Annotated in this window: 22 protein-coding genes and 1 pseudogene; 14 read left to right on the top strand and 9 right to left on the bottom strand. The window is 69.5% G+C overall.

Annotation, left to right across the window (positions count from 1 at the left end; all coding sequences use genetic code 11):
- Nucleotides 1–98: 98 nt before the first annotated feature.
- The gene (locus tag BLQ75_RS06925; RefSeq protein ID WP_170837368.1) at nt 99–1,058 is read right to left on the bottom strand and encodes a LysR family transcriptional regulator; all 960 of its coding nucleotides are present in this window, start codon (nt 1,056–1,058) and stop codon (nt 99–101) included.
- A 65-nt stretch (nt 1,059–1,123) separates the two neighbouring features.
- Between BLQ75_RS06925 and BLQ75_RS06920 the strand changes: the two genes are divergently transcribed.
- Genes BLQ75_RS06920 through BLQ75_RS06895 form a run of 6 tightly spaced genes read left to right on the top strand, consistent with a single transcriptional unit; the run spans nt 1,124 to nt 7,194 of the window.
- Complete coding sequence (locus BLQ75_RS06920; protein ID WP_211481203.1) at nt 1,124–2,089, top strand: fumarylacetoacetate hydrolase family protein; 966 nt, start codon at nt 1,124–1,126, stop codon at nt 2,087–2,089.
- A complete protein-coding gene (locus BLQ75_RS06915) occupies nt 2,089–3,042 on the top strand; it encodes a cyclase family protein (RefSeq protein WP_092599474.1) in 954 nt (317 codons plus the stop codon). Before BLQ75_RS06920 ends, BLQ75_RS06915 begins: the two co-directional genes overlap by 1 nt.
- A 10-nt stretch (nt 3,043–3,052) precedes the next feature.
- Nucleotides 3,053–4,177: an FAD-dependent oxidoreductase gene (locus BLQ75_RS06910; RefSeq protein WP_092599471.1), complete on the top strand. Its 1,125-nt coding sequence runs from the start codon at nt 3,053–3,055 to the stop codon at nt 4,175–4,177.
- Complete coding sequence (locus BLQ75_RS06905) at nt 4,174–5,205, top strand: amidohydrolase family protein (RefSeq protein WP_170837367.1); 1,032 nt, start codon at nt 4,174–4,176, stop codon at nt 5,203–5,205. Before BLQ75_RS06910 ends, BLQ75_RS06905 begins: the two co-directional genes overlap by 4 nt.
- Before the next feature lie 45 nt (nt 5,206–5,250).
- A complete protein-coding gene (locus BLQ75_RS06900; RefSeq protein ID WP_092599468.1) occupies nt 5,251–6,186 on the top strand; it encodes a VOC family protein in 936 nt (311 codons plus the stop codon).
- A 39-nt stretch (nt 6,187–6,225) separates the two neighbouring features.
- On the top strand, nt 6,226–7,194 hold the full coding sequence (locus tag BLQ75_RS06895) for a fumarylacetoacetate hydrolase family protein (protein ID WP_092599467.1): 969 nt from the start codon (nt 6,226–6,228) through the stop codon (nt 7,192–7,194).
- A gap of 61 nt (nt 7,195–7,255) precedes the next feature.
- Here the strand turns inward: BLQ75_RS06895 and BLQ75_RS24690 are convergent.
- Nucleotides 7,256–8,084, bottom strand: a pseudogene (locus BLQ75_RS24690) (peptidase associated/transthyretin-like domain-containing protein).
- 478 nt (nt 8,085–8,562) lie between these two features.
- Here BLQ75_RS24690 and BLQ75_RS06885 point away from each other — a divergent pair.
- From BLQ75_RS06885 to BLQ75_RS06860, 6 genes are all read left to right on the top strand, one after another.
- Nucleotides 8,563–9,324: a polyamine aminopropyltransferase gene (locus tag BLQ75_RS06885; RefSeq protein ID WP_092599731.1), complete on the top strand. Its 762-nt coding sequence runs from the start codon at nt 8,563–8,565 to the stop codon at nt 9,322–9,324.
- Between the two features lie 344 nt (nt 9,325–9,668).
- On the top strand, nt 9,669–9,953 hold the full coding sequence (locus BLQ75_RS06880; RefSeq protein WP_092599464.1) for a metal-sensitive transcriptional regulator: 285 nt from the start codon (nt 9,669–9,671) through the stop codon (nt 9,951–9,953).
- 409 nt (nt 9,954–10,362) lie between these two features.
- On the top strand, nt 10,363–11,850 hold the full coding sequence (locus BLQ75_RS06875; protein WP_211481217.1) for a multicopper oxidase family protein: 1,488 nt from the start codon (nt 10,363–10,365) through the stop codon (nt 11,848–11,850).
- 282 nt (nt 11,851–12,132) lie between these two features.
- Complete coding sequence (locus BLQ75_RS06870; RefSeq protein WP_092599728.1) at nt 12,133–12,339, top strand: heavy-metal-associated domain-containing protein; 207 nt, start codon at nt 12,133–12,135, stop codon at nt 12,337–12,339.
- A gap of 186 nt (nt 12,340–12,525) precedes the next feature.
- On the top strand, nt 12,526–12,732 hold the full coding sequence (locus BLQ75_RS06865) for a heavy-metal-associated domain-containing protein (protein WP_092599458.1): 207 nt from the start codon (nt 12,526–12,528) through the stop codon (nt 12,730–12,732).
- Nucleotides 12,733–12,767: 35 nt separating this feature from the next.
- Nucleotides 12,768–13,007 carry a CDGSH iron-sulfur domain-containing protein gene (locus BLQ75_RS06860; protein WP_092599455.1) on the top strand — a complete coding sequence of 80 codons (240 nt, stop codon included), beginning with the start codon at nt 12,768–12,770 and terminating at the stop codon, nt 13,005–13,007.
- A 167-nt stretch (nt 13,008–13,174) separates the two neighbouring features.
- Here the strand turns inward: BLQ75_RS06860 and BLQ75_RS23385 are convergent, their stop codons facing one another.
- Entirely contained in the window at nt 13,175–13,375 is a 201-nt protein-coding gene (locus BLQ75_RS23385; RefSeq protein WP_092599452.1) for a hypothetical protein, read from the bottom strand.
- Between the two features lie 430 nt (nt 13,376–13,805).
- Between BLQ75_RS23385 and BLQ75_RS06850 the strand changes: the two genes are divergently transcribed.
- Complete coding sequence (locus BLQ75_RS06850; protein WP_092599449.1) at nt 13,806–13,988, top strand: hypothetical protein; 183 nt, start codon at nt 13,806–13,808, stop codon at nt 13,986–13,988.
- 90 nt (nt 13,989–14,078) lie between these two features.
- Nucleotides 14,079–16,430, top strand: coding sequence for a heavy metal translocating P-type ATPase (locus tag BLQ75_RS06845; RefSeq protein ID WP_092599446.1), 2,352 nt, complete (start codon nt 14,079–14,081; stop codon nt 16,428–16,430).
- A gap of 146 nt (nt 16,431–16,576) precedes the next feature.
- Here BLQ75_RS06845 and BLQ75_RS06840 read toward each other — a convergent pair whose 3' ends face one another.
- From BLQ75_RS06840 to BLQ75_RS06815, 6 genes are all read right to left on the bottom strand, one after another.
- Complete coding sequence (locus tag BLQ75_RS06840; RefSeq protein WP_139182937.1) at nt 16,577–17,140, bottom strand: pyridoxamine 5'-phosphate oxidase family protein; 564 nt, start codon at nt 17,138–17,140, stop codon at nt 16,577–16,579.
- 187 nt (nt 17,141–17,327) lie between these two features.
- Complete coding sequence (locus BLQ75_RS06835) at nt 17,328–18,557, bottom strand: cytochrome P450 family protein (RefSeq protein WP_092599443.1); 1,230 nt, start codon at nt 18,555–18,557, stop codon at nt 17,328–17,330.
- Nucleotides 18,558–18,800: 243 nt separating this feature from the next.
- Nucleotides 18,801–19,466, bottom strand: coding sequence for a thiaminase II/PqqC family protein (locus tag BLQ75_RS06830; RefSeq protein WP_092599440.1), 666 nt, complete (start codon nt 19,464–19,466; stop codon nt 18,801–18,803).
- On the bottom strand, nt 19,459–21,255 hold the full coding sequence (locus tag BLQ75_RS06825; protein ID WP_092599437.1) for an acyl-CoA dehydrogenase family protein: 1,797 nt from the start codon (nt 21,253–21,255) through the stop codon (nt 19,459–19,461). Before BLQ75_RS06825 ends, BLQ75_RS06830 begins: the two co-directional genes overlap by 8 nt.
- A complete protein-coding gene (locus tag BLQ75_RS06820; RefSeq protein ID WP_092599434.1) occupies nt 21,252–22,304 on the bottom strand; it encodes a methyltransferase in 1,053 nt (350 codons plus the stop codon). Before BLQ75_RS06820 ends, BLQ75_RS06825 begins: the two co-directional genes overlap by 4 nt.
- Before the next feature lie 75 nt (nt 22,305–22,379).
- Entirely contained in the window at nt 22,380–23,156 is a 777-nt protein-coding gene (locus BLQ75_RS06815; RefSeq protein ID WP_092599431.1) for a GNAT family N-acetyltransferase, read from the bottom strand.
- Nucleotide 23,157 lies beyond the last annotated feature (1 nt).

Here is a 23,157-nt window from a genome sequence, read left to right as displayed (position 1 = left end):
GGGAGCCGATCCCGGCTGAGGGCCCGATGACCGTCGAGCACGTCCTCGACGCTGCACTCATCACCGGCGAGTACCCCGCCCCGAGTCCGCCGGTCCGCTCAACCGGTGGCCCCGAAGAGTTGTTCACCCGCTTCGGCGAAGACCGAACGCAGCCAGACGTGCTCGGGATCGCTGTCGTGCGTGGGGTGCCACCACAGGGCTTCGACCAGCGGCACGGTCTCGTAGGGGCAGGGCACCGCGCGGACCTCACCCGCCGCGGTGAGCAGCGGAGCCAGTTTGGCCTGTGTGAGGGTGATGCGGTTCGTGCCCGCGATGAACGACGGCAGCGCCAGGAAACTCTCCACCACCACCCGCACGTCCGGTTCGACGCCGAGCATCTGCAACTGGCGCGCCGCCGGGGTGAACGCCGAGGGGGAGTGGTAGGTCAGCACCCACGGCAGCTCGGCGAGCTGCTCCATCGTCAGCTCCTCGTCCACGTGGGGGTTGTCCTCGGCCACCAGACAGACCCAGCTGTCCGAGAAGACGTCCAGGTTCGGCAGGTCGTTGAGAAAACCGTGCGGCAGCAGCAGCGCGTCGACGTCGCGCAGCACCTCGTCCGCCCGGTCGATCACGCTCGGGGTGTGCAGCTCGAACCGCAGCCGCACGTTCGGAGCCCGCTCGGCCAGCAACCGACCGACACGCCCGCCGAGCAGCGACATGGCGTAGTCGGATCCCAGCACCCGGAAGGTCGCCTGCGAGGTGGCTGGGTCGAAGACGGGTTCGCTGGTGAAAACGCGCTCCACTCCGGCCAGCGCTGTTTCGGTGCGCGACCTCAACCGCACTGCCAGCGGGGTGAGCTCGTAGTGGTTGCCCACCCTGGTCAGCAGCTCGTCACCGAAGTGCCGCCGCAGCCGTGCCAGGGCGGCGCTCAACGCGGGCTGTCCGAGGCTCATGCGCTGGGCGGCCCGCGTGACGCTGCGTTCCCGCAGCAGGTGGTGCAGCGACACCAGCAGGTTCAGATCCAGGTTCGCCAGGGCTTTCCTATCGATGGCGTCGATCTCCCGTATACGCGGATTCATCTTCCGTGATGCCTTGGTGGCGTTTCAGAGTAAACGTGTCGTTACGAAGACGAAAGGACGCAGTCTTGGCTGAGGCCGGCAGTCCGTTCGCGCTCGGCACGTTCGCCGCGGGGAACGAGGAGTTCCCCGGGCTCGTGGTCGGTGACCGGACCCTGAACCTGTCGCACACCCCGGCAATCCCGGGCAACGTGCTGTCCATCGTGGAAGCTTGGGACGCGGTTTCGCCGCGACTCGCGGAGTTGGCCGCGGACTCGGACAGCTCCCGCTGGTGCCCGCTGGCTGAGCTGTCGGTGCGCGCCCCGCTGCGCCCCAGGCAGATCGTGCAGGCCGGAGCCAACTACCGCACCCACGTCATCGACCTGGCCGTCAAGCACGCCGAGCTCGGTCCCGAGCGCACGGAACAGCAGGTCCGGGCGGAGACCACCGCGATGATGGACCGCCGTGCCATGGAGGGGGAACCGTACCTGTTCGCCGGACTGCCCGGTGCGGTCACCGGTCCCTATGACGAGGTGGTGCTGCCGGGTTACTCCGAGCAGCACGACTGGGAGCTGGAACTGGCCGCCGTCATCGGCCGCAGGACCTTCCGGGTCGATCGCGAATCGGCTCCGCGCCACGTAGCCGCCTACACGATCGCCAACGACCTGACCACGCGGGACCTGGTGTTCCGAGGTGACATGCCCGAGATCGGCACCGACTGGCTGCGCGCCAAGAACGCCCCGGGATTCCTGCCGACCGGTCCGTGGTTGGTGCCGTCGGAGTTCGTGGACCCCGGTGACCTGCGGTTGACGCTGGAGCTCAACGACGAGGTCATGCAGGACGAATCCACCGAGGACATGATCTTCGATGTGGCCGCGCTCGTCTCCGCCGCCTCCCGGACGGTCGAACTGCTTCCCGGCGACCTGGTCCTCACCGGCAGCCCGGCCGGAAACGGGCTGCACCACGGTCGGCTGCTGCGCCCGGGCGACGTCATGACGAGCACGATCACCGGGCTGGGGACCCAACGCACCCCCTGCGTCGTGGAGGAGGCGTGATGGACCGGGCCGATCCGGAGAGCGCCATCGCCGCCGCGGCGGCGCGTTGCTCGAACGCCGGCCGATGGGGAGCCGACGACGTGCTGGGAACCCTCAACTTCCTCTCCGAGGACAACCGCGTCGAAGGGGCCCGGCAGGTGCGTCGCGGCACGGTGTTCTCGCTGTCCCAGCGGTTCGACACGCACGGCCCGCAGCACGGGTGGCGGCGCCGCACCAACCCGGTCCACACCATGCTCGACACCGGCCTCGACGCCGCACGTGGTCAGGGATTCCCGCACGGGCTCGGTGGCGCCGACGACGTCGTGTTCATGCCGTTGCAGTGCTCGACCCAGTGGGACGGCCTGGGGCACATCTTCGACCACGGAACGGCCTACAACCGCCGCCGTGCCGAGGAGGTCGTCACCAGCGAGGGCGACCAGGTCACCGGGATGGAGACGGCCGCCGCCCACATCGCGGGCCGGGGAGTGCTGCTCGACGTGGGCCGCGTCTTCGGTGACGAGGGCGAGCTGCCCGACGGGTTCGCCGTCACCACCGAGCTGCTGGAGCGCACCGCCGCGGCGCACGGCGTGACCGTCGGACGGGGCGACCTGCTGTGCGTACGAACCGGCCGGCTCACCCGCGCTCGCCGCGAGGGGTGGGGAAGCTACGCGGGTGGACCAGCACCCGGTCTGTCGTTCACCACCGCCGAGTGGTTGCACGACACGGAGATCGCCGCGATCGCCACCGACACGTGGGGTTTCGAGGTGCGGCCCAACGAGTTCGACGAGGCCTTCCAGCCGCTGCACCAGGTGGCGATCCCGCACATCGGGCTGTTCATCGGCGAGATGTGGGACCTCGACGAGTTGGCCGCCGACTGCGCCGCGGACGGCCGCTTCGCGTTCTGGCTCACCGCCGCGCCGTTGCCCGTGACCGGAGCCGTCGGCTCCCCCGTCAACCCGTTGGCCGTCAAGTAGGAGTAACATGATGCCCGCCGTTCGTTCCGTACTCGTCGTCGGCGGTGGTTCCGCTGGGACCGCCACCGCCGTCCTGCTCGCCGAGCAGGGCGTCGACGTCGAACTCGTCGAGACCAATCGCGAGATCACCGCACTCGGCTCGGGAATCACCCTGCAGGGGAACGCGCTGCGCGTGCTGCGGCGGCTCGGTGTGTGGGAGGAGGTCCGACGCCGCGGTTACCCCTTCGCCTCGCTGGGGCTGCGTGCCCCGTCGGGGGAGCTGCTGGAGGAGATCACCGATGCCCGCACCGGTGGTGACGACCTGCCTGCCACGGTCGGTATGTACCGCCCCGACCTGGCGCGCGTCCTCACCGACCGGGCGATCGAAGCGGGGGTGAACGTCCGGCTCGGCACCAGCTGCACCGGGATCGAGCAGGATGACGACGGCGTGCTGGTCCGCTTCGACGGCGAGGTCTCGGGCCGCTACGACCTCGTGATCGGTGCCGACGGGGTGCGTTCGTCGGTCCGGCGGATGCTGGGGATCGAGCTGGAGACCCGCCCCACCGGCATGGGCATCTGGCGCGCGTTCACCCCCCGACCGGCCAGCGTCACCCACACTGACCTCTACTACGACGGGGCGGCCTACATCGCCGGGTACTGCCCGGTCACCGAGGACAGCCTCTACGCCTACCTGGTCGAGGACGCCCGGGACCGCGGCGGTCTCACCCCTGAAGAACGCCTCGCGGTGATGCGAGGGCTGGCCGAGCACTACCACGGGCCGTGGGACGAGATCCGGCCCCACCTCGACGATCCCTCCCGGATCAACTACACGTGGTTCGAGACACACCTGCTGGACGGGCCGTGGCACCGCGGCCGGGTGGTGCTCATCGGCGACGCCGTGCACGTCTGCCCACCCACGCTGGCCCAGGGCGCGGCCCTGGCGCTGGAGGACGCGGCCGTGCTCGCCGAGTTGCTGACCGGGGCTGACCGGATCGACGAGGAACTGTGGACGGCCTTCACCGCACGCAGGCTCGAACGGTCCCGCACCGTGGTGGACGCCTCCGTCCGGTTGGGGCAGTGGCTGCTCGACGGTGAACAGGGCGACGTCCCCGCACTGATGGACCGGGTGGCGCGCGTCGTGGGGGAACCGGCATGAGCGGGGTGGCACAGCACCCCGTCGTCGACGTGCACGCGCACGTGCTTCTCGGCGAGGTCGAGGAGGCAGTGGCCGGAGAGTCCGGACTGCGCGCCCAGCAGCGGCTGGAGCGGACCCGCCAGGGCACCGAGTCGAGCGAGATCTCCGCGCGCATGGTCGCCGAGCGGATCCCCCAGCTGACCGACCCCGACGTGCGACGGTCCGACATGGACGCCGTCGGGGTGGACGTGCGGCTGCTGTCGCCGTCGCCGTCGCAGTACCACTACTGGGCCGAACCGGATCTGGCGTGGACGGTGGTCTCGACGGCCAATCATGCTATGGCCGCCACGGTCGCCCAGGACACGGCACGGTTCCGCGGTCTCGGCCTGGTGCCCCTGCAACACCCCGAGATGACGGTCCCGGCGCTGGACGAGGCGCTGGACCTTGGGCTGGTGGGCGTGGAGATCTCCTCGCACGCCCCACGAGCCGACGGCAGCACCGTCGAGCTCTCCGACCCCGGCCTGGAACCGTTCTGGGCTCGTGCGGCGCGGCGTGGCGCGCTGGTCTTCCTGCACCCGTTCGGCTGCACGCTCGGTGACCGGCTCGACCGCTTCAACCTGGCCAACACCGTCGGTCAGCCGGTGGAGAACGCCGTCGCCCTCTCGCACCTGATCTTCTCGGGAGTGTTGGACCGGCATCCCGGACTGCGGGTGCTGGCCGCCCACGGCGGCGGCTACCTGCCCACCTACCTCGGCCGTTCCGACCACGCCTGGCGGGTGCGCCCCGACGCACGGGGTTGTGAACGGCTCCCGAGCAGCTACCTGCGCGACCTCTGGTTCGACTCGCTGGTGCACACCCCCGGGGCGCTGCGCGCGCTGGTCGCCGAGGTCGGCCCCGACCGGATACTGCTCGGCTCGGACCACCCCTTCGACATGGGGGTGCCCGATCCGGTCGCCCGCCTCACCGATGCCGAGTTGTCCGCGACGGACCAGCACGCCATCCGCACCGGCAACGCCGAACTGCTCGGTCTCGCTCGGCGCGTCGAGTGAGCCCGGGAGACACGACAACGCTCGTACAACGCGGGAGGGATTCCCATGGATCGCCTGATCACACATCTGCGGCACGTCGCCATCGCCGTCCCCGACTTCGACCGGGAGCTGGAGTTCTACCGCAACCTGTGGGGGCTGACCGAGGTCGCCTCCGACACGGGGGTGAGCTTCCTGGCGGCGGAGGGATCGCCGGAGCAGTACGTGGTGCGGCTGCGCAAGGCGGCCGACAAGCGGATCGACCTCATCTCCTTCGGCGCGGCCGACGCGGCGGATGTCGACACCTTGGCGGTACGGCTGGGACAGCAGGGGGTGCGGTTGATCTCCGAACCGGGACCCGTCGGCACACCGGGTGGCGGCTACGGCTTCCGGTTCTTCGACAACGAGGGCCGCACCGTCGAGATCTCCACCGACGTGGCGCTGCGTCCCCACCGCAGGATCGAGGAGGCCGAGTCGGTGCCGGTCCGGCTCTCCCACGTCGTGGTCAACTCCGCGCAGCCGGAGGCCACCGTCGAGTTCTACCAGCGACACCTGGACTTCGCGCTGTCAGACGTGTTGATGCATCCGGAGAACGGCCGCATGATGTGGTTCCTGCGGTGCAACGACTGGCACCACAGCTTCGCCGTGGCACGTTGCCCGCACGCCTCACTGCACCACGCCAGCTTCGAGATGCGCGGCATCGACGAATACATGCGTGGTTCCGGCAGGTTGATGCGTGCCGGAGTGGAGAAGGTGTGGGGACCGGGGCGGCACCGGGCGGGCAACAACACCTTCTCGTACTTCCTCGATCCGCAGGGCAATACCGTCGAGTACACCACCGAACTGGACCGGCTCGACGAGGACACCTGGCACCCGGGGCTGCACGACTTCACCGATCCGATGGTCTCCGACCAGTGGGGCACGGCGAACCCGATGGACGAGTTCGTCGCCCGCAAGTCGTTCAACGATCCCGACAAGGGGCTGTTCCAGGCACCGCCGGTGTGATTCCACCGAAACCACGACGGGAACCAGGAGGGGCTGGCATTGCGCTTCGCCACTGTGGAGGAATCCGACGGCTCCGTGCGGTGCGGCGTGGTCGTCGACGACGTGCTGCACCGGTTGCCGCCCGGTACGAACGTGCTGGATCTGTTGCGGGCGGGCACACTTTCCGAGTCGGGTGACGCCGCGCTGTCCGAGGGGGACACCGTTCCCCTGGCCGGGGTTCGGCTGCTGCCGCCGCTGGAAGTGCCCTCCGTGCGGGACTTCGTGGCCTTCGAGGAGCACGTCGAGGGCGTGCGCCGCAGTGTGGAGGGGCAGTCGGGTGTGGTGTCGGAGTGGTACGAGGCACCGGCCTTCTACTTCACCAACCCCCACTCGTTGCTCGGCGCGCACGACGATGTCGCGCCACCTCCGGGCTGTGCGGTGCTGGACTTCGAACTCGAAGTGGCCGCGATCGTCGGCCGGGAGGGCGCGGACCTCACCTCGGAACAGGCCCGTTCGCACATCGCCGGGTACACGGTCTTCAACGACTGGTCCGCCCGTGATCTGCAGGGACGGGAGATGCGGGTGGGACTCGGACCCGCCAAGGGCAAGGACTTCGCGGGAACCCTGGGGCCCGTGCTGGTCACCGCCGACGAACTGGAGCCGTACCGGGACGCGGACGGTTTCCTGCGACTGGCCATGACGGTTTCGGTCAACGGCACCGAGGTCGGACGCGACCTGCTGTCCAACATGGGGTGGCCGTTCGAGGAGCTGCTCTCACACGCCGCGCGCGGGAGCCGCGTGCTTCCCGGTGACGTGCTCGGTTCGGGAACCTGCGGCAACGGTGGCTGTCTGGCCGAGCTGTGGGGCAGGAGCGGTGCTCGGCAACCACCACCGCTGCGCTCCGGGGACGTGGTGGAGATGTGGGTGGAGGGCATCGGCGCCATCGCCAACGCCGTGGTCGACGGGGTCGCCAGTGCGGATGCCCCGCCGGTGCCGAGCGCGCGTCGGAGGGACAGACAGCGTCCCTGAAGCGTTTCCCTTCGAGCGTTCGCCCCCGGCTCCTCGAAACAGTCTCGGTTCATCCAACCGACTAACTGGACGGGGGAGCACCGCTTGGTCGGACCGAATCCTCACCGTCGGGTGGTTGGCCCCCGCTCGGCGGTTGTCCTCCATCGCCGGACGGTTGGCCACCTCCGCCGAGGTCGGTCGTGGTGTCCACGCCGACCGCGAGGGACACCCGGTAGCCGTTCCGCACGTCGCCGGGCACGGTGGCCAGCTGCGAGGCACCGCCGTCGTCGCCGAACACGTTGTCGCTGCGCAGCGTCACCCGCGAGAGGTTCGACACCGAAGTAGCAGGCGGGAAAGACGCTCGTGAACTTCACGCGGTCGTCCTCCTCGGCGATCTGCACGCCACGCAGGTAGTCCTCGCTCTCGGTCTCCCGCGAGTACATCGAGTACCTGCCCGTGCGATCGCAGTGCCAGACGTAGACCGCCCACGAGAACGGCGTGCCGCCGTCGGCGAGCTCCGAGACGACCAGCTCCAGCGCCATCGGAACGGCCTCGGCGGTACCGCTCGCTTCGCCGAAGCTGGGCCGGATGCCGCTGCGTTCGAGCACGTCCGGCCGGTTCGAGCCGTCGCCGGGATAGGGCTCGGCCGTCTCCTCCGGGATCTCGCCCGAGTCGGTCGAGGTCGATGTGGTGGAGCTCGGGGTGGCTGTCGAGCTGGCGGAACCACCGGATCAGGTACCGCAGGCGGTCAGCGCCGCGCCCGCCGCGCCGAGCCCCAACAACCGCAAGGTGCTCCTGCGGTCGAGAAGTGTGTCGAGGTCGAAGCCCGGCCCCTGGTCGACGAGCTCGTCCTGCGGCCGGGGCAGCTCGTGTCCCTGGTAGGTCGGTTCGGGTTCGTTCCTGCTCACCACTGTGCGATTTGTGTCTGGCCGTGTTCCGAGTGTCAGCTGGGTGGGAGCTGATGGTCCGGTCGACCATGTGGGTCGATCCGCGTTCCCTTGGTCGCGCCGGCCTTCGACGGCTGGACCCTACGGGGGCTGGTGGGGTTCGCGGCGCTGACGTCGCCGCGGAAGTCGGTCGGCGAACTCCCGGTGCGTTCGTGCTCGTGCCCGGGGAGGTCGGATACGAGGGCTCGCGCGTATGCTGCTGCCGAGGTCTTCACGCCGTACGCCGTAACGCTCTCGCGGCCCCACGCCGACTTCTGGGCGTGCCCGCGCCGTCGGTCGGGAGCGCGGGAAGTGCCGGTAGTGGACCGGAAAAGCGGTGTTCGTGGAGGTCCGCATCGGCTTCGCCGGTGCCGGATCGCCCGCGGGTGACGCTGTTTCGAGTAGCGTGCGTCGCGGCACGTCATCGACACCGTGGTGCGACAGCGCGGAAGGGATGCCACTGGTGAGTGCTCGTTTCGAGGAACTCGACTGGCGGGAGACGCCGATCGGTCTGATCAGTCTGCGTCGTCGCTGGGACAGAGCGCTGGAGCGGGACGTGCACGAGATCAAGCTGGACGAGGAGTTCCTGATGTCCAGTCTGTTCACCGTGGCGGAGGTCGAACTCGCGCGGCTGGGGCTCGCCGCTTCGTCCGCCGCCGAGCTCGACGTCGTCGTGGGCGGGCTCGGTCTCGGCTACACCGCCCGTGCCGTCCTCGGGGACCCGAGGGTGCGCTCGTTGCGCGTGGTGGAATCCCTCGGCGAGGTCATCGAGTGGCACCGCCGTGGCCTGCTGCCGCTGGGATCGGAGTTGACCTCGGACTCGCGGACCCGGCTGGTGCACGGGGACTTCTTCGACATGGCCGCCTCCGAGGTCGGTTTCGACACCGGGACGTCGCGGCGTCGTTTCCACGCCGTGCTGCTCGACATCGACCACTCGCCGAACCACGTGCTGGACCCGGGCCACGCCTGGCTCTACGAGGTCGAAGGGCTCCGGCGGCTGGCGGAGCACCTCGAACCGGGCGGTGTCTTCGCGCTGTGGTCGGACGATCCCCCGAGCGAGGAGTTCACCGCGGCCCTGTCGGAGGTGTTCGACACGGTTCGGGCGCACGTCGTCACCTTCGACAACCCCTACACCGGGGGCGAGTCCGGCAACACCGTCTACACGGCCGTACTCGGACACCCTGGGCGGCCGGTCGGAGAAAGCACCGAACCGCCTACCGCTTGAGGGAGCGACCTCGTGTCACGCCGGTTCTCGGTGAGCTCGCGGCGAACGCTCGGGGAGTTCTCAGCCGTATCGGGGTCGATGGTGAGCACGAGGATCCGTTGTGGAGTGAGGAGTTTCCGGTGCGAGGCGGGACGGTGCTGATGGTGAGGAAGTCGGCGGGTGGCAGGCTGTGCGGTCGGTGTAGCGTGCGGCCACACCGTGGAACCGTTCGGTTCCGTCGAAGTGGCGTTCGACGGTCACCGGGGTGCCTTCACGGCTCGTCCGTTCCGGCTGCAGCGGTCCCGTACTCGGTTCCGGGCGAGAACACGTACCATCGCGGGTGGCATCCGGAGAGGGGACTTCAAGTGGCGCGTGGATACACCCAGGACAAAGAGGAGTACCTCAAGCGCTTGCGGCGCATCGAGGGGCAGGTGCGTGGTCTGGCCCGGATGATCGAGGAAGACAAGTACTGCATAGACGTCCTCACTCAGGTGGCCGCGACGACCAAGGGGCTGCAGTCCGTCTCGGTGGCGCTGTTGGACGAGCACCTCAAGCACTGCGTCGCCGAAGCGATGGCTTCCGGTGGGGAGAACGCCGAGGAGAAGGTGCGCGAGGCCAGCGAGGCGATCGCGCGGTTGGTCCGCTCCTGACGGGATTCCACCGTCGGGTGCCGCCCCTCGCTCACCCGTGCGGTGCTCGGCGCGGGGCATGCTCGTTCCATCGGCCCTCGGGGGGGGGCTTCTGCCCGCTGGTGCTCCCAGGGGGCTGATTCGTGTGGCGAGCGGAGTTCCTCTCCTGCCCGGTTTTCCGGTGCTGTCCGGAGGGCGTGGCACGTGCGTTCCTGGCTGAGGGACGGAGGCGGCTTCCGGTAGATCCGGTCTTGGTGGTATCGCCCGGCATCGCTATCACCTTTTCGGGGGATATCGGATTGCCCCGTTTGGGATCCCCCCACCCGTACCCCGTATGTTGATCTTCGTGAACACTTTCCGTTCCGGAACGAACGACGAATCCTCGCGGTGGGCCCGTGGCGCCGATGACGACACGGAAGAGCGGTCGACGGTGTTCGGAAGGCGGCGTTTCCTCGGCCTCTCGGCAGGAACGGCCGTGGCGGCCGTGCAGGCTTGCGGTGCGCCCGGGCGTGAACCGGTCGGTCCCGACAGCCGGATGGTGCGACTGGCCGAACGCGCACGACGCCCGGCGAACGCGCGACGCGTGGACATCGAGCTGCGGGCGCGGCCCGGCGAAGCGGATCTCGGTGGACCGTCCGCTCCAACCTGGATGTTCAACGCCAGCCTGCCGGGGCCGGAGATCCGGGTACGTCGCGGGGACGTGCTCCGTGCCAGGTTGCGTAACGACACTCCCGAGGCGACGACCGTTCACTGGCACGGGATCGCGCTGCGCAACGACATGGACGGCGTGCCGGGGGTGACCCAGGAGGGAGTAGCCCCGGGCGGTGAGTTCTCGTACGAGTTCACCGTCCCGGACGCGGGCACTCACTTCTTCCACCCGCACGTGGGCACGCAGCTCGACCGTGGGTTGTACGCCCCGCTGATCGTGGAAGAGCGGGACGAGCCGGGACGCTACGACGACGAGCTGGTGCTCGTCCTCGACGACTGGCTCGACGGCCTCTCCGCCGGCCCCGACGCTCGGCTCGCCGAGCTACGGCGTGAGGGCATGTCCATGGACGGTGGCGGGCACGCCCATTCGGGCGGGGCGGAGCCGGAGGGGGCGCAACCCGGCCCGTTGGGCGCGGACACCGGCGATGTCAGCCATCCGCACTACCTGATCAACGGGAGAGTGCCCGCGGCGCCGGTGGTGAACCGGGCCAGGCCGGGGCAGCGGCTGCGACTGCGTCTGATCAACGCGGGGGCGGACACCGCGTTCCGGGTGGCGGTGGGCGGGCACCGCATGACCGTCACGCACACCGACGGTTTTCCGGTCGAATCACACCGGGTGGACTCGGTCCTGCTGGGCATGGGGGAGCGCTACGACGTCGAGGTCACCCTCGGTGAGGGGGTGTTTCCCGTGGTCGCCGTCGCCGAGGGCAAGGGTGGCCAGGCCATGTCTCTGCTCCGCACCGGGGCCGGAACCGCGCCCGTCGCTTCGGTGCGTCCCCGGGAACTGGCGGGGCGACCGCTGTTGGCCCGGGACCTGCACGCGAGCGAACGTGTCCGGTTGCAGACGGGGAAGCCCGACCGCACTCATACGCTGCGGTTGGGGCTGGAGCCGTCCGGGACGTACCGGTGGACCATCAACGGGCAAACGTTCGACGAGCGCACCCCGATGCCACTGCGTCGTGGCGAGCGCGTGCGGCTCCGCTTCGTCAACACGACGATGATGTTCCACCCGATGCACCTGCACGGACACACCTTCCAGCTCGTCGGCGGGGCTCGGCCGGGGCCCCGCAAGGACACCGTCATGGTGCTGCCGAAGGAAACCCTCGAGGTGGACTTCCACGCCGACAATCCGGGGCAGTGGTTGGTGCACTGCCACAACGTCTACCACGGCGAGTCGGGGATGATGACCGTGCTCTCCTACACCGCTTGAGCCGTTCCGCGCTCGTCCGGTCGTTCCCGGCCAGGACCGACGCCTCATCGTTGGGGAGTTGAGCGGGGTGTGCCACGCCGGGGTGGGGCGGTGGTCGGGAATCGACAGGGCGTCCGCCGCACCACTTGATTACCCTACCCCCCTAGGGTATTGTCGTGATCGTTGATGGACGCGGCCACGACGGAAGGGACACTCCCTCCGGGCGAGGGCCGCTCGCCGGTTCTCGGGCTCGGGGAGACCGTCGTCCGGGCCCGAGGACGGGGAGACGCGAAGGAGGTTCTGATGTCCACTGCCACTTACACCGTGGTCGGGATGACGTGTGAGCACTGCGTGCGTTCGGTCACCGAAGAGGTGGGAGAGCTGGCCGGCGTTTCGGGGGTGGACGTCGATCTCGCCACCGGAGCGCTGACGGTGACGAGCACGGCCCCCGTCAGCGAGGGCGACGTTCGGGCGGCGGTCGACGAGGCCGGGTACGAACTGGCCACCTGACACGGGATGGTCCTGCCGCCGCGGAGCGGGAGAGTGGTCGGGACAGCACCTCGCCCCCGCTTCGCGGGTGGCTTTTCGCGGCGGGTGCCGGTGGGTGGTTTTCGAGCGGTTCCGTCGTGCGCTGCCGACGGTGGCCGTCGCGTTCGTGAGGTTCAAGGGAACAACGACAGGGACGAGGAGACGTACATGAGCACCAGTGTCTACACGGTCAAGGGAATGACCTGCTCGGGATGCATGAACAAGGTGAGCACCGCGGTGAACGGCGTCGAGGGGGTCGAGGACGTCGACATCGACATCAGCACCGGGCAGCTCACCGTGACCGGTCGTGACTCGCTCGACGCCGGTTCGGTCCGGCAGGCCGTCCAGAACGCCGGTTACGAGGTGGTGAGCTGAGGACGGCACCGAACCGGTTCGGGGAGTGCGCTCTCATGAGTGATCAGCAACAGCGGGACCCGGTCGTCGTCAAGGCGATCGAGAACGGTCCCTACCAGATCAAGGGTCCGGTTCGCGTGGTCGACCACGACAACAACGAGTACGACCTCGGCCCGGGGAAGACGCGGGTGCTGTGTCGTTGTGGTCTCTCCGCGAACAAGCCCCTCTGCGACGGCAGTCACGCCCGGGAGGGATTCGTCGCGGAAGAGCGGTCTTCCGCCGAGATAGGGGAATGATCCCCGCACGCGACGACGGGCCATGAGGTCGTGGGGCTGAGCGCCCCGCCCTCATGGCCCGTTTTGCTCGTCAGCCACGGTGACTCGCTCTCCGCCGGGAACCCGCCTCGCCGGGCGTGACGCCGTTCCCGCGCCGAGTCCCGCCCGGCAGAGCGGGTGCGTGGGGGTCAGCCGTGGCGGCGGCTCGAGCACGGGGCCTTGGACGAGGCCCCGGCACGGATGATCCATTCGCCGAGGCCGCCGTTTCCGCGTGCCTCCAGTGAGCCCGAGGCCACCACGGTTCGGCAGCAAAGCCGGACGAGTACTTCGGCCGTGGTCAGTACGCGGCCGAACCGGTGGTTCCTGTGGAAGCTGAGTTGGTTGCGCACGGTGTGACTCCTCTCGTCCGGTTCTCTCGTTGTCCGCCGGGGCACCACCTACCCCCAGGGGGTGTTGTGGCCCGCAGGCTGCTTCCGCTGCCTCTGGGGGGTGTGTGGCCCGGCGGCAGGTTCCCCCTCGCTTCGCCGGTTCGCCGTGGCGATGGCCGGCCAGGCGGCCCCACGAGCCCCTTCCGGTGGATACGTCCCGGTAGTCCATGTCCCGATGCGTGCCGGCCGGCGGGCGGCGAGTGGGCCGAGGTGGTCGATCCGGCGCTTACCGGACCTGCCGCCTCTCGACTCCGCTTCGTTGACACGGTACCCCCGTAGGGTATATTTTTCTGGGTGTGGAAGCAAGATTCGTCGCTTCCGAGCTGCTACGAGCGCTACCCCTCGCCCCGGTCGCGGAGACCGGGCGGGACGAGCACGGTGAGGAGAGCTCATGAACAACGCGACGCGACTCGGCGTCTACTGCGGCGTTCTCGTTCTGGTCGGGCTCGCCGGCTGGGGAGTGGGCAGTTTGGTCGACGTGCCGGAAGGGGAACACCCCGGCGGACAGCGGCACGGGATGAGCCAGCGGCTGACGAGCTCGCCCGGCGGTCCTTCGGAGCGGGGTGCCCTCTGAGGCGCACGACCGGTCTTCATCGCCGAAAGTCTTCGTCAGGCTCCGGTTCGCGAGCGGACACGGAGTTGTGGACGGTAGGAGGAATTCAGGATGGATACAGATTCTCCGGAAGTTCGATCGTCCGGGGGGACGAGCGAAGTGGAATTGGCCATTTCGGGGATGACCTGCGCTTCGTGTGCTTCCCGGATCGAGCGCAAGCTCAACAAGATGGACGGAGTCTCCGCTACCGTCAACTACGCCACGGAGAAGGCCAAGGTCGCCCACCCCGCTGACGTCGACACGGACGAACTCGTCAGGACAGTGGAGGCGGCGGGTTACGGCGCCACGCTCCCCGCGAGCTCCGGTACCGGCGAGGGTGAGGGGGCCGACACCGAGACCGAGGACGCGGACCTGCTGGCGCTGCGGCAGCGCCTGCTCGTCTCCACGTTGCTGTCGGTGCCGGTCATCGCCATGGCCATGATCCCCGCACTGCAGTTCACCTACTGGCAGTGGATCTCGCTGACCCTGGCCTCCCCGGTCCTGGTCTGGGGTGCGCTGCCGTTCCACCGCGCGGCGTGGACGAATCTCCGCCACGGGGCCGCCACGATGGACACCCTGATCTCGATGGGAACCGTAGCGGCCTTCGGCTGGTCGCTGTACGCGCTGCTGTTCGGCACCGCGGGTGTGCCCGGCATGACCCACGCCTTCGAGTTCACCGTCGAACGATCCAGCGGCGCCGGTGCCATCTACCTCGAGGTGGCCGCCGGAGTGACCACGTTCATTCTCGCCGGCCGGTACTTCGAGGCCCGATCCAAGCGCCGTTCGGGAGCGGCCCTGCGGGCGCTGTTGGAACTGGGAGCCAAGGACGTCGCGGTGCTGCGTGACGGCCGGGAGCAGCGCATCCCCACCGACCAGCTCCGCGTCGACGACAGGTTCGTCGTTCGCCCGGGTGAGAAGATCGCCACCGACGGCGTGATCGAAGAGGGCTCGTCGGCGGTGGACGCGAGCATGCTCACCGGCGAGTCCGTACCGGTCGAGGTTCAGCCCGGCGACAACGTCGTCGGGGCCACCGTCAACGCGGGCGGACGCATGGTGGTCCGCGCCACCCGCATCGGGTCGGACACCCAGCTGTCCCAGATGGCCAAGCTCGTCGAGGAAGCCCAGACGGGCAAGGCCCAGGTTCAGCGACTCGCCGATCGGGTATCCGGGGTGTTCGTCCCGATCGTGATCGCACTGGCGGTGGGGACACTCGGGTTCTGGTTGGGCAGCGGTGTGGGGGCCACGGCGGCCTTCACGGCCGCGGTGGCGGTGCTGATCATCGCCTGCCCCTGCGCCCTCGGGCTGGCCACGCCCACGGCCCTGTTGGTCGGCACCGGTCGTGGTGCTCAGATGGGCATCCTGATCAAGGGCCCCGAGGTTCTGGAGTCCACCCGGCGCATCGACACCGTGGTGCTGGACAAGACCGGCACCGTCACCACCGGGCGGATGACGCTCGTGGACGCGCGGTTCACCGAGGAGGCCGACGAGAAGAACGTGCTGGCGCTGGCCGGTGCGCTGGAGAGCGGATCGGAACACCCCATCGCCCAGGCCATCGCCAAGGGGGCCCGGGAACGCACCGGGGACGCGCTGCCGGAGATCGACGAGTTCGCCAACGTCGAGGGGCTCGGTGTGCGGGGCGCGGTCGACGGCCACGCCGTTCTCGTCGGCCGCCCACGACTGCTGGAGCAGTGGAGCGTCCGGATACCCCAAGAGTTGGAGACGGCCAAGCAGGTCGCCGAGCGGGACGGAAGCACGGCCGTCGTGGTCGCGGTCGACGGACGGGCGCAGGCGGTGCTGGTCGTCGCGGACACCGTCAAGCCGACTTCGCGGGAGGCTGTTCGCGGGTTGCGCGACCTGGGGCTGCGCCCGGTGCTGCTGACGGGTGACAACGAGGCCGTGGCACGCGCGATAGCCGCCGAGGTGGGTATCGAGGAGGTCATCGCCGAGGTCGTCCCGCAGGACAAGGTCGCGGTGGTGCGGCGGTTGCAGTCCGAGAAACGGGTCGTGGCCATGGTCGGCGACGGGGTCAACGACGCCGCGGCACTGGCCCAGGCGGACCTGGGGCTGGCCATGGGGACGGGCACCGACGTCGCGATCGAGGCCGGTGACCTCACCCTGGTACGCGGTGACCTGCGGGCCGCCGTGGACGCCATCCGGTTGTCGCGGCGGACGCTCGGCACCATCAAGGGCAACCTGTTCTGGGCCTTCGCCTACAACGTCGCCGCGCTGCCGCTGGCGGCCGCCGGGATGCTGAACCCGATGATCGCCGGAGCCGCCATGGCGTTCAGCTCCGTGTTCGTGGTCAGCAACAGCCTCCGGCTCAAGGGATTCCGCAGCACGGTGCGGGACTCGTCGATCGACCCCGGGCTGCGCCCCGGCGGTGACGGTTCCGCGCTGGTGGGCAGTGCCCGGGCCGGGAACTGATCCCGTGCGCGGGGTGTGGGGTGGGCGAGCTCGCTCCACACCCCGTACAGGTCGCTGGAACCGCGCGCCCCGACCACGTCCGGAAGCGCGAGAGCCGTGCGAGTTCCCTCGGGGATTCGCACGGCTCTGTTGCGTCGCGGACGGATTCAGCACGGCAACCGGGTGTCCAGCGGTAGCTCCACGCGTCTGTCCACCCGGTCCTGCTGCCAGGTCCGGGTGTCGATCAACCACCACCGTTCCACCTCGATCAGGTAGAGCCGGTGTTCGGCGGGAGCCCGCAGCGAGGAGCGCGGCAGCATCCATTCCGCGCGTTGTTCCTCGTCCGGGAAAACGCTCTCGTAGAAGGCCTCGTGGTACCGGTCGAGCTCTCCGGGAGGTATCTCCGAGCACCTGCCGGTGAACTGGGCACCGTCGATCGCCGAGATCTCCGTGCCGTTGTCACCTCCCCCGAGGAAGAGCGATCCACTGACCCGGTCCCGGAAGGCGATGTCCCGACTGTGCCGGGCACCGGTGGTCGAGCCGTAGACCAGGCGCAGCGGGTCGCGGAACCAGGCGTATTCCAGGGTCGCCACCCAGGGCAGTCCCGTCGCCGAGACCGTGGCCAGGTTCAGGTAGCGGGCCCGCTCCAGCAGTCGTCGGGTCCTGCCCGCCAGGCTCGCCGGCTCGTTCGTGGTGCTCGGCTGCGGTGTCGGCGAAGCGGTGTCACTCATCCGGTGCTCCCATGGTCGCGGCTTTCGTGGGGTGTGGACCTGTCCCGCGCTGTCCGGGCCCGCGGCCGTGCCGTTCGGACCCGGTCGGTGTCGTTCGGCCGGTGCGGCGTGCCCCGCGTCGGACGAACCCCGTGGGGGTGTGCCCGTAGGCGCGAGCACGCCGCGCCGCGGTGATCGCTCCTGCCGACTACTCGTGGTGCAGGAACACCGGCAGCGAGGTGAGTCCATTGCCGATGAAGGTGTGCTCGGGTTCGGTCTCGTCGGGTGCGACAGCCAGTTCGAGCCGGGGGAAGCGGTCGAACAGCGCGGGCAGCGCGACCTCGGCCTCGAGGCGTGCCAGGTGCGAGCCGGGGCAGAAGTGAGCGCCCAGGCCGAAGGCCAGGTGCTCCTTGTCGGACCGCTCGATGTCGAAGCTCGCCGGGTCCTCGTGCACCCCGGGATCGCGGCCGTGCGCGCCGTAGCAGATCAGAATGGCGTCCCCCGCTCGGATGGTGACTCCCTCGCCGAGGTCGATGTCCTCGATCGCCCAGCGCATCGGCAGGTGCATGACGGGGCAGTGGGCACGCAGCGACTCCTCGATCGCGTCGCGGAAGCGTTCGGGGGCCGCTCGTACGGTGTTCAACTGTTCCGGATGGGCGAGCAGTTCGCGCACCGTGTGGTCGATCAGGTTGATGGTGGTGGTGCTCCCTCCCCCGATCATCAGCAGCAGCGTCGATATCAGCTCGTGCTCGGTGAGCGGATCGTCCCCTTCCTCGTGCGCGGCGAGCAGGAAGCTGGTCAGGTCGTCACCGGGATCGTGGCGCTTGGTCTCGATGAGCGTGCGCATGGCGGCGACGAGTTCCTCGTTGACGGCGAGCGACTCCTCCTCGCTGACATCGGTCTTACCCACGGCCACGAAGAGGTCGAGGACCCGGGGGCGCTGTTCGTCCGGTACCCCGAACAGCTCGCAGATCATTTCGGTCGGAAGGCGGTAGGAGAAGGCGGCGTGGAGGTCGGACGGCTCGTCACCGGGTTGTGACTCCAGCTCGTCGAGCAGTCTGGTCACGATCGCCTCGACCCGCGGCCGCATCGCCTCCACCCGTCGGGGAGTGAAGGCCGGTGTGATCAGTTTCCGGAGCCGTGCGTGCTCCTTGCCCTCGGCGGTGGCCATGGAGTCCACGTCCACCCACGGGGACAACCAGGGGACCGAGCCGGGCTGATAGCTCGGCACGTTCTTCTTGAGATTCCGGGACACCCCCGGGTGAGTCAGTAGCAGTCGGGCGATGTCGCCCCGCGTGACCGACCACGCCGAGACCCCCTCGGGTAACTGGACGGGGACGGCGGGCCCCATTTCGCGGAGACTGTCCACCTGTTCGTACATGCACTTGCCGCCCGAGCTGTCGAGGGTGGTGGTGGGCGATGCGCTGAAAGCGATCATGTCGTACTCCTTCCGTGTGAGAACCGGTCCGAGGGACTCTCGGAATCCGGGGTTCGCGAATTCGGTCGCCCGTTCCTTCGGTGAGGACGGGGTGCCGTGATCGGCCCGGAAGCGGCGGAGGCGGCGGAACGCGCGGGTGGAAGTCCGACGTGCCCGGCGGTTCCGGGGCGTTGACCTCCCCATTCCTGGCGGCGGAACCAGGGGGCTGGTGCCGGTGAACCTCGTGCGCGAGGTTCCGGCGGATCAGTGGGGTTCGAGGTTCTCGGACAGGCAGGCCCAGAAGGTGTTCTCGTAGGCGTGTACCAGCCGCGCCGTGCGTACCGCGCTCGTCGGGTCGTCGCCCTCGGCGAGCCCCGACCGGAGCGCTGCCGCCGCCCGGTCCAGAAGTTCCCGAGGCGTGTCGGCGAAGAATCGGAAGTGCTCGATCGCCCTCTCGGTGAATCCGTACCGGCCGTGCAGTGCGTCGGCCGTGCGGGCGTAGTTCGTTCCCGATTCCCCGACGTTGGCGAGCAGCGCGAGCAGCATGTCGCTGCGTGTGCCGAACGCCGCCGTCCGCGCGAGGTAGGAGGGGTAGGCATGGGCCAACGGTGCCGGTTCGTGGGCCGCCAACCGTTCCTCGTCGGTGTCCAGCTCTGCGGCGAACCGGAGCAGGAGTTCACGGGCCTGCGTTTCCCCCTGGGCCAGTTCGGCGAAAACCTCACCGGCCGAAGTGGACGAGAAGCGGGAGGCGAGCAGGGTGAAGCTGCGTTCGTCGCTGCTCACGAGGTGGTACAGCTCGCAGGCCAACCGGACGAGACGCTCGGTGGGAACCAGCCCCGCTTCCAGCAGCTGGATGAACCTGTCGTCCGCGGGCCGATCGCCCATCTGCCTTCGAGCCGCGCCGATCAACGTGTCGATGTCGTCATGCATGGGGAACCCCCTCGCCGGGCGTGCTGTCGGTGTGGCCGCCGTGGCGGACCGTTCGGCGGAGATCCGGCTCGTCCATCCCCGGGACCGGTTCGGATATCCAGGGGCCCTCGGTGGAGGGGTCCGGGACGCCGTCCTCCAGCCACGTGTAGTGGCTGTCGAGCACCCGGCGGGCGATCAGCCGGTCGTGGGAGTCGGTGTTGTCCGCCAGTTCCTCGAAGAGCCCCGTGATCCGGTGAGTCGCCTGCGCGCAGAAGGCATCGGCGAGTTGGATCGGTGTGTCGTCGCCGGTGTCCAGCGCGGCCGCGTAGGCGCAGCTCGCGCTCATCGCGTACAGCTCGGCGGCGATGTCGACGATCCTTCCGAGGTCGCGCTGGTGGGGCTCGGCCGAGGTGTCGATCCGGGCCGTGATGTCCTCGACCAGCTGGAACAGTCGGTGAGCGGCCTCGTCGGCGAAGTTCAGGTGAGCCCGCAGTGGGCCGTCCTCGACGGCCGGAGCGGCGCGTCGGCCGCCGCTGTCACCGGTCGTGGGCGCGGAGCCGCGGCGGTCCAGCACGGCCGAGGAGATGAACGTTCGCAGCGCTTCGCTGGAGCCGTCGAAGATGCGCCCGACGCGCAGGTCCCGCAACCGCTGCTCGGCGGGAACTCCCCGCTCTCCCCGCGCGGCCGCGGAGTCGGCGGTCTCGTAGCCGCGGCCGCCGCGGAGCTGTACGAGCTCGTCCGCGACCAGCCACCCCTTTTCCGAGGCGAAGAGCTTGGCCAGCTCGGCGTCCAGCCCGGTCTCGACGTGGTCCGTCTCCGCGTGGCGTCCGGTGACCTCCACCATCGCTTCCAGGGCGAACGCCGTGCCCGAGATGAACGCCAGTTTGCCCGCGACCGCCTCCTGCTCACCGATCGGCCTGCCCCACTGCACACGCGTCCCGGCCCACTCGCGAGCGATCTTCAGGCTCCACTTCGCGGCCGCGGCGCAGACGGCGGGCAGGGAGAGCCTGCCGGTGTCCTGAGCTCCGAGAGCCACAGCCAGGCCCGAGCCCTCCTCACCGATCCGGTGCTCCGTCGGAACGATGACGTCGCGCAGCCGGATGACGCCGTTCTCGAGGCCGCGCAGTCCGAGGAAGGAGCTCCGGTGCTCGACCGTGACACCGGGCGAGTCGGCCTCCACCACGAACACGCTCATACCGCCCGCGTTCCTCTCCGAGGGCGGCACCACGGCCATCACCACGAGCAGGTCCGCGACGACCCCGTTGGTCGTCCAGAGCTTCACGCCGTTGAGCCTGTAGTGGCCCGACTCGGGGTCGGGAACGGCGGTGGTGCTCATCGGCTCGGGATCGTTCCCGATCTCCGCTTCGGTGAGCGCGAACGCGGAGATCTCGTGGGCGCACCTCGGGAGGAGGACGCGCTTCTGCCGTTCCGTGCCGAACAGCAGGAGCGGTTGCGGCAACCCGATGCTCTGGTGAGCGGCGAGCAGTTCGCCCAGTGCGGAGTGGACACTGGTCACGATCATCAGCGCCCGGTAGTAGCAGACACCGGAGAGGCCGAGCCCGCCGTACTCCCGGGGAATCCTGATGCACAGCGCGCCGATGTCTCTGAGCCCGTTGATCACCTCGTCCGGTATCCGGTCCTCGCGTTCGATCCGGGGACCGTCGACGCGGGTGTCGCAGAACTCCCGCAACCGGGCGAGGAAGTCCTCCTCCGCAGTGGTCAGGCGTCTCGGATCCCCGCCCGTCAGCGCGAGGAGGTCGGTGCGGAGCCGCCCCAGGAACAGTTCGTCGCCGAAGCCCGCCGCCTTCATCGGGGTGCTCCCGGAACGGCCTCGATGACCGACAGCGGGCCGGCGGCACCGAGCCGCACGGACCGCACGGTGAAGCCGGTCTCCTCGAGCATCGCCCGGAACTCGCGCTCCGTCCGCTCCCGTCCTCCGGAGTTGACGAGCATGTTCAGATCGGTGAAGAACATGATCGGCTCGTCGGTGGAGGCGGTCTCCGGGAGCACCGAGCCCACGATCAGCAGGGTGGCGGTGTCCGGGATCCGCGCCCGGCAGGAGCGCAGCAGCGCCCGGGAGGCCTCGTCGCCCCAGTCCTGGAAGACGCTCTTGATGACGTAGAGATCACCGTCGGCGGGGATGTCCCGGAAGAAGTCGCCAGCCCGCGCCTCGCAGCGGTCCGCGATGCCCGCTCGCTCCAGAGTGGCCGGTGCCTCGGCGACGCCGCTGGGGCTGTCGAAGACGACGCCCCGCAGCCGCGGCCGGTCGGGCAGGACCGCCGCCAGCAGGGTGCCGTCACCACCGCCGAGGTCCACCACCTTCTCGAAGCCCGAGAAGTCGTAGCCCGCTGCCAGTCGTTCGGCGGCGATCCTCGACTCCTCGCTCATCGCCTCGTTGAACAGCTCGCTGGTTCTCCCGTCCTCGGCGAGGTAGCTGTAGAAATCCTTGCCGTAAACGTGGTCGAAAGCCCGTTCGCCCGTGGTGACCGAGTGCTCCAGGCCCAGCCAGGCCCGGAGCACCACGGGGTGGCAGAACATTCGGGAGAAGGCGCGCAGCGAGTCGGGCGAGTCCGAGCGCAGCTGGCTTCCGACCTCGGTCAGGGCGAAACGGCCGGCTTCCGGCTCGACGGTGATCCCGACCGCCGTCAGGGTGCGCAGCAACCGCCGCAGCGAGGGCTCGTGGGTCCCGCTCGCCGCGGCCAGCTCCTCGCTGCCGCGAACCCCGTCCCCGAGCAGGTCGGCGAGGCCGAGTTCGGCTGCCACCCCGATCGAGTGACTGGTCATGTAGCCGCCGATCCGCTCGATCAGCGCGGCGCGCAGGTCCATCTTCTCGGTGCTGCCCGTTTCGGTCGTGGTCATCGTTGTCTTCCTCCGGGTTCGGTGATCGCGGCGACCGGCTCGGCCGGGCCCGCGTGGTTCGGGGGTTCGGGCGGTTCAGGCGCGTCGTGGCGCTTCGGAGAGCGCGTGGCGCACCCAGACGTTGGGTTCGACGTAGATCGCGTGATCGTGTTCGACATCCACGGCGACCGGAGCGAGTGCGCCGGGGACTTCGACGGGACCGCTGGTGTCGAACGGCAGACCGGTCCACTCCCGCCACTGCGCCAGGCTCCCGGAGATCGTCATCGACACCGGGCAGATCTTGAGCGGCTCACCGCCCAGGCGTACGTGCACGCGCAGCCAGGGGTCCTCGGGCAGGCCGTCCGGACGGGTGAGGGCGAGGTACTCGCTCATCGAGAGGTCCGGGCGAGTGTGCTTGCGGCTGGGACGGACCGGCACCACCACGCTGTGATGGGCCGAGCCGCGAGCGTGCTCCTTGAGCGCTTCGAGGAGTCGTCCCGACAGCTTCCGCTCCTTGTGGTCGGGCGCCACGGCGACTTCCAACGCGCACAGGGTGTTGGGTTCCCGGCCGGAGTGGGTGTCGGCCAAGCACTGGCGCAGCGCCTCGTCCCATCCGGTGTCGGGGAGGTCGTCCGTGGCGCCGCTCCAGCGCAGGGGGACGCTGGCCGCGCGGGCCACGACCTCGTCCGTCTCGTCGTCGAGCGCCACGAGCTGATGTCGTGCGTGACGTTCGAACGCCCAGTGGACGAGAACGGGGTCGGGGCGGATGTAGTCCGGCCAGGACGAGTCCATGGCCAGCACGGCCGGCTCCAGGTCGGGGCGCTCGGCCAGGCTGGCGACGCGTGGTGCCGTGTCGGCGAGATCGGTGGGCATG

The sequence above is a fragment of the Actinopolyspora xinjiangensis genome (assembly GCF_900104475.1).
Taxonomy (GTDB): Bacteria; Actinomycetota; Actinomycetes; order Mycobacteriales; family Pseudonocardiaceae; genus Actinopolyspora; species Actinopolyspora xinjiangensis.
The sequence above is the reverse complement of the archived record's forward strand: the minus strand, read 5'-3'. Positions and strand labels throughout refer to the sequence as shown.